This is a genomic window from Silanimonas sp. (assembly GCF_027531545.1).
Lineage (GTDB): Bacteria > Pseudomonadota > Gammaproteobacteria > Xanthomonadales > Xanthomonadaceae > Silanimonas.
In genome coordinates this window covers 1-12977 of record NZ_JAPZSC010000020.1, presented here as the reverse complement: position 1 = coordinate 12977, position 12977 = coordinate 1, and the positions used below count along the sequence as shown (strand labels likewise).

The 12977-nt window shown below is 70.3% G+C and carries 10 protein-coding genes; 3 read left to right on the top strand and 7 right to left on the bottom strand.

What is annotated here, in order from left to right:
* Positions 1-31 precede the first annotated feature (31 nt).
* Positions 32-721, top strand: a complete 690-nt coding sequence (gene rsmG / locus O9280_RS12865) for a 16S rRNA (guanine(527)-N(7))-methyltransferase RsmG (RefSeq protein WP_298343403.1) — start codon at positions 32-34, stop codon at positions 719-721.
* A 7-nt stretch (positions 722-728) separates the two neighbouring features.
* Here rsmG and O9280_RS12860 read toward each other — a convergent pair whose 3' ends face one another.
* Positions 729-3368 carry an EAL domain-containing protein gene (locus O9280_RS12860; RefSeq protein ID WP_298343401.1) on the bottom strand — a complete coding sequence of 880 codons (2640 nt, stop codon included), beginning with the start codon at positions 3366-3368 and terminating at the stop codon, positions 729-731.
* 116 nt (positions 3369-3484) lie between these two features.
* On the opposite strand from O9280_RS12860, the gene hemB reads away from it, so the two are divergent.
* Both hemB and aroE read left to right on the top strand, forming a co-directional pair.
* Positions 3485-4474: a porphobilinogen synthase gene (gene hemB / locus O9280_RS12855; RefSeq protein ID WP_298343399.1), complete on the top strand. Its 990-nt coding sequence runs from the start codon at positions 3485-3487 to the stop codon at positions 4472-4474.
* A gap of 37 nt (positions 4475-4511) precedes the next feature.
* Positions 4512-5354, top strand: a complete 843-nt coding sequence (gene aroE / locus O9280_RS12850; RefSeq protein WP_298343397.1) for a shikimate dehydrogenase — start codon at positions 4512-4514, stop codon at positions 5352-5354.
* 24 nt (positions 5355-5378) lie between these two features.
* Here the strand turns inward: aroE and O9280_RS12845 are convergent, their stop codons facing one another.
* The 6 genes from O9280_RS12845 to O9280_RS12820 form a co-directional block, all read right to left on the bottom strand.
* Positions 5379-5921: a gamma carbonic anhydrase family protein gene (locus tag O9280_RS12845; protein WP_298343395.1), complete on the bottom strand. Its 543-nt coding sequence runs from the start codon at positions 5919-5921 to the stop codon at positions 5379-5381.
* A 645-nt stretch (positions 5922-6566) separates the two neighbouring features.
* Positions 6567-8762, bottom strand: a complete 2196-nt coding sequence (gene katG, locus O9280_RS12840) for a catalase/peroxidase HPI (RefSeq protein WP_298343391.1) — start codon at positions 8760-8762, stop codon at positions 6567-6569.
* Between the two features lie 182 nt (positions 8763-8944).
* The gene (locus tag O9280_RS12835) at positions 8945-10240 is read right to left on the bottom strand and encodes an amidohydrolase family protein (RefSeq protein ID WP_298343389.1); all 1296 of its coding nucleotides are present in this window, start codon (positions 10238-10240) and stop codon (positions 8945-8947) included.
* Complete coding sequence (locus tag O9280_RS12830) at positions 10233-12044, bottom strand: GGDEF domain-containing protein (RefSeq protein WP_298343386.1); 1812 nt, start codon at positions 12042-12044, stop codon at positions 10233-10235. The genes O9280_RS12835 and O9280_RS12830 overlap by 8 nt, the downstream gene beginning before the upstream one ends.
* Positions 12045-12052: 8 nt before the next feature.
* Positions 12053-12343, bottom strand: a complete 291-nt coding sequence (locus O9280_RS12825) for a hypothetical protein (protein WP_298343383.1) — start codon at positions 12341-12343, stop codon at positions 12053-12055.
* A gap of 115 nt (positions 12344-12458) precedes the next feature.
* Positions 12459-12977 (bottom strand): GGDEF domain-containing protein (locus O9280_RS12820; protein ID WP_298343380.1); only part of this gene is annotated, 519 nt, incomplete at its 5' end.

Sequence of the window (12977 nt, the reverse complement as noted above, 5' to 3'; positions counted from 1 at the left end):
GCGAACGGCCGGAGGCGCGACAATCGTCGGCATGAATGCTCCGACCGACCTTGGATTCCTGCGCCCCGACCTCGAGCGAGGCCTCGCCGCTCTCGGCCTCGATCCGGGCGCGCCGGTGGAACGCACCGCGCCGGCGGCGGGCGATGACGGCACGCTGGCCGGCGCCCTGCTGGCCTACCTCGCCCTGCTGGTGCGCTGGAACGGCACCTACAACCTCACCGCCATCCGCGATCCGGCCGAGATGCTGGTGAAGCACCTGTTCGATTCACTGGCGATGGCGCCGCACGTGCGCGGCCTCGCCACGCTCGCCGACCTCGGCACCGGCCCCGGCCTTCCCGGCATTCCGCTGGCGCTCGCCACGCCGGGCCTCGCCGTGGCCCTGGTGGAGAGCAACGGCAAGAAAGCGCGCTTCCTGCGCGAATGCGTGCGCCAGCTCGGCCTTGCCCCGCGCGTGCGCGTGCTCGAGTCCCGTGCCGAAGCGGTGGCCGAACCCGGCGCGTTCGAGGCGATCACCGCCCGCGCGCTCGACCGCCTCGTGGGCATCCTCGAGGTCGGCGGCCATCTCCTTGCCCCTGGCGGCCGCCTGCTGGCGATGAAGGGTGTGCACCCCGCCGAGGAAATCGCCGAGCTGCCGGCCGGCTGGGTCGGTGGGGCCGTCCACAGGCTGTCGGTGCCGGGGTTGGAGGGCGAACGGCACCTCGTCGAGGTGCGGCGGGGCTGAGGCGGCCCTAGACCGCGGCCGGCTGCGCCCCGAGGTCGATCCAGTGCTGCAGCGGCGCGGGGCGGCCGAAGTGGTAGCCCTGGCCCTGGCGGATACCGAGCGTCCACAGCGACTTGCGCTGTTCCTCGGTCTCGATGCCCTCGCTGACGACCTCGAGCTCGAGTGACGCGGCCATCGCGACGATCGCGCGGATGATTGGGCGCGAGCCGCCGCGCGTTTCCGCGCCGCTTTCGAGCGCGGTGGCGAAGCTGCGGTCGATCTTCAGACCGTGCAGCGGGAAGTGCTGCAGGTAGGAGAGCGCCGAGTAACCGGTGCCGAAGTCGTCGAGCATGATGCGCACGCCGGCGCGGTGCAGCGTCTCGAGAGCAGCGCGGGCGAGGTCCTTGCGGTCGATCAGCGCGCCTTCGGTCACCTCCACGCAGACGCGCGAGGGGTGTGCACGCTGGTCGCGCACCAGGGCAAGGAAGCGCGTCGCGAAATCCGGGGCGAGCAGATGGCGCGGCGACAGGTTCACCGAGACGTAGGCATGGCTCGGCGTCAGGCGGGCGAGGTCGCCGATCGCGCTCGCGTACATGCGCCAGTCGATCTCCTCGATCATTCCCGTCTCTTCGGCGAGGCCGAGGAAGGCGCCGGGGGCGCGCACGCTGCCGTCCGGCCGGTTCCAGCGCAGCAGCGCCTCGTAGCCCAGCACGGCGCCGTTGGCGATGCTGACGATCGGCTGGTAGTAGGGCTCGAACTCCTGGTGGACCATCGCCCGGCGCATCTCGCGCTCGAGCTCGAGCCGCTGCTGCGCGAGATGGCGGAGGTCCTCGTCGAACAGCGCATAGCGCTTCCGGCCATCGGCCTTGGCGCGATACATGGCGGCGTCGGCGTCGCGCAGGATCTCCTCGGCAGACGCGTAGTGCGGCTGTGCGACGGCGACGCCGACGCTGGCCGAACTGTGCAGCTCGCGCCCTTCGATGAAGAAGGGCTGGTCGAGCACCTGCATGATGCGTTCGGCGACCTGGATGGCGTCCTCGACGCTGCGGATGCGCTCCAGCAGCACGGCGAACTCGTCGCCGCCGAGGCGGGCGAGAACGTCCGGGTTGCGCACGCACTCGCCGATCCGCTTCGCGGCCTCGCGCAGCAGCGCGTCGCCGACGAGGTGGCCTTCGGAATCGTTGATGACCTTGAACCGGTCGAGGTCGAGGAACAGCACCGCGAACAGCCGTTCCGGCTGCGCCGAGTGCTGGGCCATCGAGGCCACGAGGCGGTCGAGCAGGTACTGGCGGTTCGGCAGGCCGGTGAGGCTGTCGTGCAGGGCCTGGTGCTTGAGCTGGCGTTCCACGCCTTCGCGCGCGCTGATCTGCTGGCGCAGCGTCTCGTTGGCCAGCCCCAGCTCGCGCGTGCGCTCCGACACGCGGTGTTCGAGGTCGAGGTAGGCCTGGCGCAGCGCGACACCGGCCCGTCGGCGACCGATCGCCGCGGCGATGTGGGTGCCGACGAAGCTCAGCAGTTCGAGGTCGCGGTGGGTGAACCGCACGTCCGCGCGGTAGCTCTGCACCGCGATCACGCCCACCGGTGCGTCGTCCACCATCATCGGAACGCCCAGCCAGCAGCTCGCCGACTGCTGCCCGGGCGTGGTCGCGCCCAGGGCATTCAATTCGCGCATCACCGATTCGGTGGCGAGCAGCGGTTCGCCGCTGTGCAGGACGTACTCCGTCAGGCCCTGGCCGGCCTTCCGGGACGGGCGCGTCGGCGTCCGCTCGTCGACGGAGTAGGGGAAGGAGGTCTCGTCCGTCGTTTCGTCCCACAGCGCGATGTAGAAATTCCGCGCATCGATCAACTCGCCGACGATGCTGTGCACGTCGGCGTAGAAGCGCGCGTCGTCGTCCGACTCGTGGCGGCTGGCCAGCGCGGTGATCCGGTACAACGCGGTCTGCAGCCGCTCGGCGCGTTCACGCTCGACCACCTCGGTCTGCAGTGCCTCGGTGCGCTGCTGCACGCGGCGCTCGAGTTCGATCGTCGACTGGCGGCGGGCCAGCGCGGTGGCGATGTGCTCGGCCACGTAGGACAGCAGCTGTTCGTCTTCGGCGCTGTAGGAGTGCTCGGGACGGTAGCTCTGCACCACCACCGCCCCCTGGGTGATGCCGTCGCTGGTCATCGGCACGCCGAGCCAGTCGTTGCTCTCGGGGCCATGCGCCTCGTCCTGCATGCCGAGGCTGGCGGCCAGCTGCGCGGAGGGCCCGCGCAGCGCCTGCTGACGTTGGATCACCTGCACCGTGAGGCTGCCGCGGAGCTCGGATTCGGGGATCTCCAGGTCCGGCTCGAGGCCGTCGGCGTCCTCGCTGTCGGCGAAATACACGAAGCGCAGGGTGCGACGTTCCGGATCGCGCAGCGCGATGAAGAAGTTCTCCGCGTACATCAGCGTGCCGACGATGCGATGCATCGCCGCCATGACCTCGGCCGTCGGCTTCGACGAGCTGGCCACCTCGGAGATGGCAAACAGGGCCTCCTGGAAACGCATCGCGTGGGCGCGGCGGTCCAGCTCCGTGCGCAGACGAGCGATCTCCCGCTCCGCGTCCGCCAACGCCTGCCCGGGCGGCGGCACCGGGTCCGGCGGTGCGGGTCCCGGCGCGGTCCTGCGAGGGGAGGGTGGCGTCGTCATTCGGCCGAGTGTAAGCCCGGTTGCCCGGGGCGGAATGGGATGGCCGTCTTGCCCTGCCGACCGCCCCCGGCGGCGTACCATCGGCATTCATCCCCTGCCCACCGACGTTTTCCCGAATGAGTGCCCTCCGCCAACGCCCGCGTCGCCTGCGTCGTGACGACTTTTCACGCCGCCTGGTGCGCGAGAACCGCCTCACCGCCGACGACCTGATCCTGCCCGTGTTCGTCCACGAGCTTCCGGGCCGCGAGGCCATCGGCTCCATGCCCGGCGTCGAGCGGGTGTCGATCGATGAACTGCTGAAGGTGGCCGGGGAGGCCGTGGCGCTCGGCATCCCGGCGCTGGCGCTGTTCCCGGTGACGCCTGCATCGGCCAAGAGCCTCGACGCCGCCGAAGCCTGGAACCCGCAGGGCCTCGCCCAGCGCGCCGTGCGGGCCTTGAAGGCGGCACACCCGCAGCTTGGCGTCATCACCGACGTGGCGCTCGACCCGTTCACCACGCACGGCCAGGACGGCCTCATCGACGACAGCGGCTATGTCGTCAACGACGCCACCGTCGACGCCCTCGTGAAGCAGGCGCTCAGCCACGCCGAGGCCGGTGCCGACGTGGTCGCGCCCAGCGACATGATGGATGGCCGCATCGGCGCCATCCGCGATGCGCTCGAAGCCGCGGGCCACGTGCACACCCGCATCCTCGCCTACTCGGCGAAGTACGCCAGCGCCTTCTACGGGCCGTTCCGCGATGCGGTGGGCAGCGCCGGAAACCTCGGCAAGGGCAACAAATACACCTACCAGATGGACCCGGCGAACAGCGACGAGGCCATCCGCGAGGTCGGCCTCGACCTCGACGAGTGCGCCGACATGGTGATGGTGAAGCCGGGCCTGCCCTACCTCGACATCGTGCGCCGGGTGAAGGATGCCTACGGCGCGCCGACCTTCGTCTACCAGGTGAGCGGCGAGTACGCGATGCTCAAGGCGGCGGCGCAGAACGGTTGGCTCGACGAGCGCGCCTGCGCCCTCGAGGCCCTGCTGTCGATCAAGCGCGCCGGCGCCGACGCCATCCTGACCTACTTCGCGCTGGACGCCGCGCGCTGGTTGCGCGCAGGCTGAACGAGTGCTTCCACCGCTTCGCCAAGGAGAGAACGCCATGAGCGGACGCTATGCCCTGGTTGGCCAGCCTGTCGCGCATTCGCTGTCGCCGCGCATCCACGCCGCCTTCGGCGCGCAGTGCGGCATCGCCCTCGAGTACGGGCTCATCGACGTCGCGCCGGAGGGCTTCGACGCCGCGGTCACTGCGTTCGCCCGCAGTGGCGGCGCGGGCCTCAACGTGACGCTGCCGCACAAGGAGGCCGCGCGTGCCCTGTGCGCCACGCTCTCGGAGCGCGCACGCCGTTGCGGCGCGGTGAACACGCTGATCCGCGGCAGCAATGGCTGGCACGGCGACAACACCGACGGCGCCGGCCTCGTGCACGACCTCACCGAGCGCCATCGCCTCGACCTGCGCGCGCGCAAGGTGTTGCTGCTTGGCGCCGGTGGCGCGGCGCACGGCGTGGCTCCCGCACTGCTCGATGCCGGCATCGAATCGCTGTGGATCGTCAACCGCAGCCCGGACCGCGCCGATGCGTTGAGCGATCGCCTCGGCGAGCCCGGCCGCGTGCACACGCGTTACTGGGACGACCTGCCCAACCTCGGCGTGTTCGACATGATCGTCAACGCCACGTCGGCGGGGCGCAGTGCCAGCGCGATGGCGCTGCCGTCGTCACTGGCGACGGAGCGCACCCTCGCGGTTGACCTGAGCTATGGCGAAGCCGCCATCGCCTTCCTGTCGTGGGCGCGTTCGCAAGACTGCGAGATCACCCTCGACGGCCTGGGCATGCTGGTGGAGCAGGCGGCCGAAGCCTTTCGGCTGTGGCACGGGCAGGCGCCCGACACCGACCCGATCTACAGCGAACTTCGCGCCGGCGCGGTGGCCCTGCACACGGCGGAGTGACCGCCGCGGCCGGGCGGCCGCCGCTCATTCAAGCGGCAGGCCGAGGTAGGCGTCCTTGAGGCGCACGTAGTGCTTGGCGGAGTAGTAGAGCTGTTCGATCTCGCGGTCGCTCAGGCGGCGCACCGGCTTGGCCGGATTCCCGAGCCACAGCTCGCCGCTCTCGACGACCTTGCCCGGCGGCACGACCGCGCCCGCACCGACGAAGCCATGCTTGCGAACCACCGCGCCATCGAGCACCAGGGCCTTCATGCCGATCAGGCAGGCGTCCTCGATGGTGCAGGCATGGATGCAGGCCGCGTGGCCGATGGTGACATCTGCGCCGATGATCGTCGGGAAGCCGTCCGGCTTCGTGTACGGGCCGTCGTGCGTGACGTGGATGATCGTGCCGTCCTGCACGTTGGTGCGCGCGCCGATGCGGATGTGGTTGACGTCGCCGCGCACCACCACGCCCGGCCAAAGCGAGGCGTCGTCGCCCAGCACCACGTCGCCGATCACGTGCGCGCCCTCGTCGACGTAGCAGCGTTCGCCGAGCAGGGGCGTCTTGTCGCGGAAGGGGCGGATGGGCATGGCGGCGGCTCGAGTGATGGGGACTGCGAGGATTCTAGCGGCGCGTGTCGCGCGGTTGCGGTGGTGGATCGCGGGGATCTCCATGGCGCCAGCGCAGGGTCGTCTGCCAAGGCTGGCCCGCCCCGTCACCTTCAAGGCGAGATTTCAGGCGGTCCGATCGAAGGGGGCGTCCTGCCCCTCGATCGGACGGCTCATCCCTGAGCCGGTCCTTCGGACCTTGCGCCTCAACAGCGTGCCGGGGCTCCTTATTCGCCTTGGCGGCCGGCCCTGCGCCGCCGCTCGCGGAACTCCGCGAGTGGGTTGGCGGCGGCGCGTTCGAGCTTCATCGCTCCCGATGCTGCGCATCGCCGATTGCGGCAAGCGCCACAGCACGCCCGCGTGGCGACGCGAATAAGGAGCCCCGGCCGGATCATCAGGCGAAAGCCCGAAGGGCGGCGCATGGATGCGCCGCCGCTCGAGCGACAGGGACGTCGCATTCGAGCGGGCCGCCGGGCAGATGACGTCGATGGTGACGGGGCGGGCCAGCGTCGCCACGCGGGCGTGCTGTGGCGCAGCCAGCACTCGGCGAAATGCGCCGCAAACGAAAACGGGGTGAGCCAGCTTTCGCCAGCCCACCCCGTGCGTTTTCAGCCGTGACGCGTTCGGTCAACGCAGGTCGAAGCGGTCCAGCTCCATCACCTTCGTCCACGCCGCCACGAAATCAGCGGTGAACTTCGCCGCCGAATCGCTCTGCGCATAGACCTCGGCCAGCGAACGCAGCTGAGAGTTCGAGCCGAACACCAGGTCGACCACCGTGGCCGTCCAGCGCACGGCGCCGCTCTTGCGGTCGCGGCCTTCCAGCACGTTCGGGTTCGAAGCCGAGCGCGACCACGCCGTGCCCATGTCGAGCAGGTTCACGAAGAAGTCGTTGCTCAGCACGCCGGCACGGTGGGTGAACACGCCGTGGGCGCTGCCGCCGGTGTTGGCGCCGAGCACGCGCAGGCCACCGACCAGCGCCGTCATCTCCGGCGCCGTCAGCGTGAGCAGCTGGGCCTTGTCGACCAGCAGCTCCGCGGCCTTGGCCTCGCGGCCCGGCTTGGCGAAGTTGCGGAAGCCGTCAGCCTGCGGCTCGAGCACCGCGAACGAAGCGGCATCGGTGTGCTCCGGGCCGGCATCGGTGCGGCCGGGGTGGAAGGGCACGGTCACCGACTGGCCCGCGGCCTTGGCCGCGGCTTCGATGGCGGCACCGCCAGCGAGCACGATCAGGTCGGCCAGCGAGATCTTCTTGCCGCCCGGCGACTTCGCGTTGAAGTCCTTCTGAACGCCCTCGAGCGCAGCGAGCGTCTTCGCCAGCTCGGCCGGGTTATTCGCCGCCCAATCCTTCTGCGGGGCGAGGCGGATGCGCGCGCCGTTGGCACCGCCGCGCTTGTCGCTGCCGCGGAAGGTCGAGGCCGAGGCCCAGGCCGCGAAGACGAGGGCGGGGATGCCCACGCCGGAGGCCAGCACCTGCGCCTTCAGCGCGGCGATGTCGCCGGCATCCACGAGCGCGTGGTCGATGGCCGGCACCGGGTCCTGCCAGATCAGGGTTTCCTTCGGCACCAGCTTGCCGAGGTAGCGGGCGCGCGGGCCCATGTCGCGGTGCGTCAGCTTGAACCAGGCGCGGGCGAACGCATCGGCGAACTCGGCCGGGTTCTGGTGGAAGCGGCGCGAGATCTTTTCGTAGGCCGGGTCGAAGCGCAGCGCGAGGTCGGCCGTGGTCATCATCGGCTGGTGGCGCTTGTTCGGATCGTGCGCGTCGACGACGGTGCCAGCACCGGCATCGCCCTTCGGCTTCCACTGGTGCGCGCCGGCCGGGCTCTTGGTCAGCTCCCACTCGTGGCCGAACAGGGTGTCGAAGTAGCCGTTGTCCCAGGTGGTCGGGTTCGGCTTCCACGCGCCCTCGATGCCCGAGGTGATGGTGTCGCCGCCCTTGCCGCTGCCGAAGCTGTTGGCCCAGCCGAAGCCCTGCGCCTCGACGGGCGCGCCTTCCGGCTCGCGGCCGACGTGGCTTTCCGGGCCGGCGCCGTGCGCCTTGCCGAAGGTGTGGCCGCCGGCGACGAGGGCGACGGTCTCTTCGTCGTTCATGGCCATGCGGCCGAAGGTCTCGCGGATGTCGCGGGCCGAGGCGACCGGGTCCGGGTTGCCGTTCGGGCCCTGCGGGTTCACGTAGATCAGGCCCATCTGCACGGCGCCGAGCGGCGCAGCGAGATCACGGTCGCCGCTGTAGCGCTTGTCGCCGAGCCACTCGGTCTCCGGGCCCCAATCGATGTCGTCCTGCGCTTCCCAGATGTCCGGGCGGCCACCGGCGAAGCCGAAGGTCTTGAAGCCCATCGTCTCCATCGCGACGTTGCCGGTGAGGATGAACAGGTCGGCCCAGCTCAGGGCCTGGCCGTACTTCGCCTTGATCGGCCACAGCAGACGGCGCGCCTTGTCGAGGTTGCCGTTGTCCGGCCAGCTGTTCTCCGGCGCGAAGCGCTGGCCGCCGTGGCCACCGCCGCCGCGGCCGTCGTGGATGCGGTAGGTGCCGGCCGCGTGCCAGGTCATGCGGACGAAGAACGGGCCGTAGTGGCCGTAGTCGGCCGGCCACCAGTCCTGCGAGTCGGTCATCAGCGCCTTGAGGTCGGCGACGACGGCATCGATGTCGAGCGCGGCGAAGGCCTTGCGGTAGTCGAAGTCGCTGCCGAGCGGGTTCGACTTCGTCGAATGCTGGTGGAGGATCGCGAGGTTGAGCTGCTCGGGCCACCACGCGGCATTGCCGCCTTGGCCGGTCTGCGAGGTCGTTCGGCTGCCGGAGGAGAACGGGCACTTCGGTTCGGTGGACATGGGAGGCTCCTGTGAGGATCCGCGCGGCGGGTTGCGGCGCTGGCGCGACGGGATGCCGCGTGCCCAGCAACCTACGCCCCTCCCATGACAATGGGGAAATGGATTGTTTGACTCGAATTGATAGGCGGGGCCTATCAATGGTTTCGTGATGTCGAGACGCGCCGCTGACGCCGCGGGGTGCGTCAGCGCGCGTCCTTGACCACGTCGCCGCCCTTCATCACGAAGGGCACGCGCTCGAGCAGGGTCACGTCCTGCGTCGGGTCGCCGGGCACCGCGATCAGGTCGGCGAAGCGGCCCGTTTCCAGCGCGCCCACGTCCTCGCGCTTCATGGCCGTCGCGGCGTTGATCGTCGCGGCCTGGATCGCTTCGGCGGGTGTCATGCCATAGCGCACCATCACCGCGAACTGCTTGCCGTTCTCGCCGTGCGGAAAGATGCCGGCGTCGGTGCCATAGACCATGCGAACGCCCGCTTCGTGGGCGCGCTTGAAGTTCTGCCGCTGCGCCTCGGCGATCTCGCGGTCCTTGCGCAGGTTGTCCGGCAGCACGCCGTTCTTCGCGCCTTCCGACTGCGTGTACTCGGTGTTGTAGATGTCCATCGACAGCCACGCGCCATTCGCCTTCGCGAGGCGGATGCCCTCATCGTCGATCAGGCTGGCGTGCTCGATGGTGTCGACGCCGGCGCGGATCGCCTCGCGGATGCCCGAAGCGCCGTGCGCATGCGCGGCGACCGTGAGGCCCCACTGGTGCGCCTCGTCGACGACGGCCTTCATCTCCTCGAAACGCATCTGCTGCTGCCCGGGTTCGGTGTTCCGCGAGAACACGCCGCCGGTGGCGCAGATCTTGATCACCTGCGCGCCGTACTTGCGCAGCTCGCGCACGCGCTGGCGGCCTTCGTCCGGGCTGTCCGCGTTGTAGCGGTTGCGCTGCGCCATCGAGGGCGGGAAGTAGGTGCTGTCGCAGTGCCCGCCGGTGGCGCCGAACGCGAAGGCCGCCGTCATGATGCGCGGCCCGGGCACCTTGCCTTCGTCGATCGCCTGCCGCAGGCCGACGTCGTTCCAGGCGTCGGCGCCCAGGGTGCGGATCGTGGTGAATCCCGCCTCGAGCGTGCGCAAGGCGTGTGGCACCGCCACCACCGACCAGTAGCGGTCGTTGAACTGCAGGCCGGTGTAGCCGCTGTAGGTCGGGTCGCTGTCGATGTGCACGTGCATGTCGATCAGGCCGGGCAGCACGGTCATGTCGCCGAGGTCGACGCGCGTGGCGTCGGCCGGGGCCTGCACCGCCCGGCCGCCGGTGGCGACGGCGGCGATGCGGCCGTCGACGACGAGCAGCTCGGCATCGCGCTCAATGCGGCCGCTGCGGGCGTCGAACAGGCGGTCGGCGCTGACGACGGTGCTGGCGGCCTGCGCATCGGCGCTGGCCCCGAGCGGCAGGGCGAGGACGAGGGCGATGGCGATCGGGCGCAAAGTAGGCTCAGCCATGGGTGGGTCCTTGGGGCGAGGTGTTCAGAAGGGAAGTCATCGTTGCCGGCGTAGGCGCGGCGTCGCTTTCCGGCGCGAGGCAGACGCGGTTCCTGCCACCGGCCTTGGCCGCATAGAGCGCTGCGTCGGCGGCGATCAGGAGGGCCTTGAATTCGCGGCGTCGCGCATGCGAGCGCGCCATGCCGAAACTGGCGGTGATGGCGAGGATCGTGGCATCGATCGGCACCGACAGCGCAGCAATACCCGCGCGGCAGGCTTCGACGCCGGCCAGCGCCGCGGGCAGGTCATCGGCCTCGAACACCAGGCCGAATTCCTCGCCGCCCATGCGACCCGCCTGCATGCCGGGCCGCAGGGCGTTGCGGACGGCTTCACCCACGGCGCGCAGTACGGCATCGCCGGCTGGATGCCCGTGGCGGTCGTTCACCTGCTTGAAGTGGTCGAGATCGAACAGCACCACCGCCAGCGTCCGGCCTGCGGCGTTCGCCTTCGCCAGCCGTTGTTCGCACTGCGCCGTGAAATGCGCGCGGTTGGCGAGGCCGGTCAGGCCGTCCGTCTCGGCGAGGCGCTGGAAAGACAACTGCAGGCGCTTCACCCGGAGCGCCCAGTACACGACGAAGCCGAGCAGGCCCGCCAGCAACGCGAGCGCCAGCAGGAAGATCGTCTGCCGCTGCTCGCCGACGTCCTGCTGCAGACGCAGCAGCTGGTTCTGGCGCTCGAGCAGTTCGAGCGACTGCGCCTGCTGCAGCGTCTGGTGGCGGGCCAGCTGCACGGCCAGCTCGCGAGACCTGACTTCATCCAGGTAGCCGCGCTGCGCCTCGGCAAAATCGGCCATGCGGTGCAACGCCTCGGGGTTGTCGCCACGCTGCCGCGCCACATCGGCGAGCACCTGCAGCGATTCCACCACCGGCACGCTGAAGCGCGCGCCCTTCCCGGCTTCGACGGCACGCTCGGCATGGGTTGCAGCGGCATCGAGGTCGGCGAGGCGAAGGTTCACCTGCGCCAACAGTGCCTGCACCTCGACGATCAGGCGGGGATAGCCGGTGGCGTCGGCGGCCGGGGCGTCGCTGAGCAGCAAGGCGCGGGCTCCGGCGTCATCCCCGCGACGTGCCATCAAGCGCGCGCGCTGGAAGCGGGCGAGACCGGTGACCAGGGGATTGCTGCTGCGCTCGCACTCGTCGATGAGAGCGACGATGGCGGCGTCGCCGACTGCATCCGGTGTCAGCTCCGCCTGCGCTTCGAGCTTCAGGTAACCGGCGGCGCAGCGCCTCGGCAACTCCGGATGGTCGTCGAGCAGGGCCTGTGCGTAACGCAGCCCATCCTCGTACTGGCCAGCCTGGTTCAACAGCGTGGTCGCCGTCCCGAGGCCCTGGTGGCGGAGCGCACGATCTTCGATGCCTGCGGCCGACTGCGTCAGCACGTTGAGGTAGCGGAAGCCGGTGGCGAAGTCGCGGTTGCCGGCCGCGCTGTTGACGATCAGCGAGGCGGCGCGGAAGCGCACCCCGGGATCGGTCGCGCTTTCGTGCAGACGGATGGCCTTGCGGATGGCTTCGTCGAAATCACCCGCATACGCTTCGGCGTGCGCGTCGAGGTAGTCGACGCGCTCGATCTGGGAGGGCATCGCCGTGGCACGGTCCGCCTGCAACGAGGCGAGCAGCTCACGGAACCGCGCCGGGTCGGTGTTGCGCACCTCGTCTGCTTCGACGAGGCGCGCTTCGAAGGTCGCTGGGGTCGCTTGCAGCGACACCGCGACGATCACTGCGGCGGCCAAGACGCCCCACCAGCGAGGCCGGGCGAAGGCAGCCATGTCCGGGCTCAGTGCGTCTTGTCGGACGCGGGCGGCTCCGTGGGCGGCGCATCGTCCTGCGGCGCGTCATCGGGCCTCTTGTCGGGCGTGGGTGTGTCTTCCGCGGGGAAAAGCACGCACCAGAGCTTCGGCCCTTGCTCGACCAGTCGGCCCAGACCGGAGGCGTCGCGGCGGCGCAGCGCATCGCTTTCCGCATCGGTGAGCTCGATGCCTGCGGCGCGCGCGCATTCGTCGAGGTTCGACAGCGGCATCGCCGGTTGGCGGGCAAGCTCGGAAAGGAAGTGGATCAGTGTCGTCATCGTCGGTGCATCCCCTGGTGGTCGGCCGTCGCACACGACCGATGGCACGGTAGCGACGACGTGCCCCGGAGCTTAGCAGCCGCGCCACGGCCCTCGCCTGCGGGTCGCGCGGATCTCAGGCGGCTTCGCGGACTGGCCTGCCGACGGTGGCGATGATGCGGTCCCGGCCCTCGTGCTTGGCGCGATAGAGCGCGTGGTCGCTGCGGTCGAGCAGCGCTTTCAGATCGTGGCCGGCCTCGTGGGTGCCGGTGAGGCCGAAGCTCGCGGTGACGCCCAAGGGGGCGCTGCCTTCCACGGCGATCTCGGCGGCGGCCACGGCCCGGCGCAAGGCCTCGGCATAGGTGGCGGCCTGGGCTTCGGTGGCGCCTTCGAGCAGCACCGCGAACTCCTCGCCACCGATTCGACCGATGATGCGCGGCACCGGGGCCAGCACGGTACGCACGGCCTCGCTGACGGCACGCAGTACGGCATCGCCGGCAAGATGGCCGTGGTTGTCGTTGATGCGCTTGAAGTGGTCGAGGTCGAAGGCCACCAGCATCAGCGGACGAGTGCCTTCGCGCGCCCGTGCCAGTGCCGCGGCGGCGAGCTCGTTGAAATGCTGGCGGGTGGCGACGCCGGTGAGCGGATCGGTCTG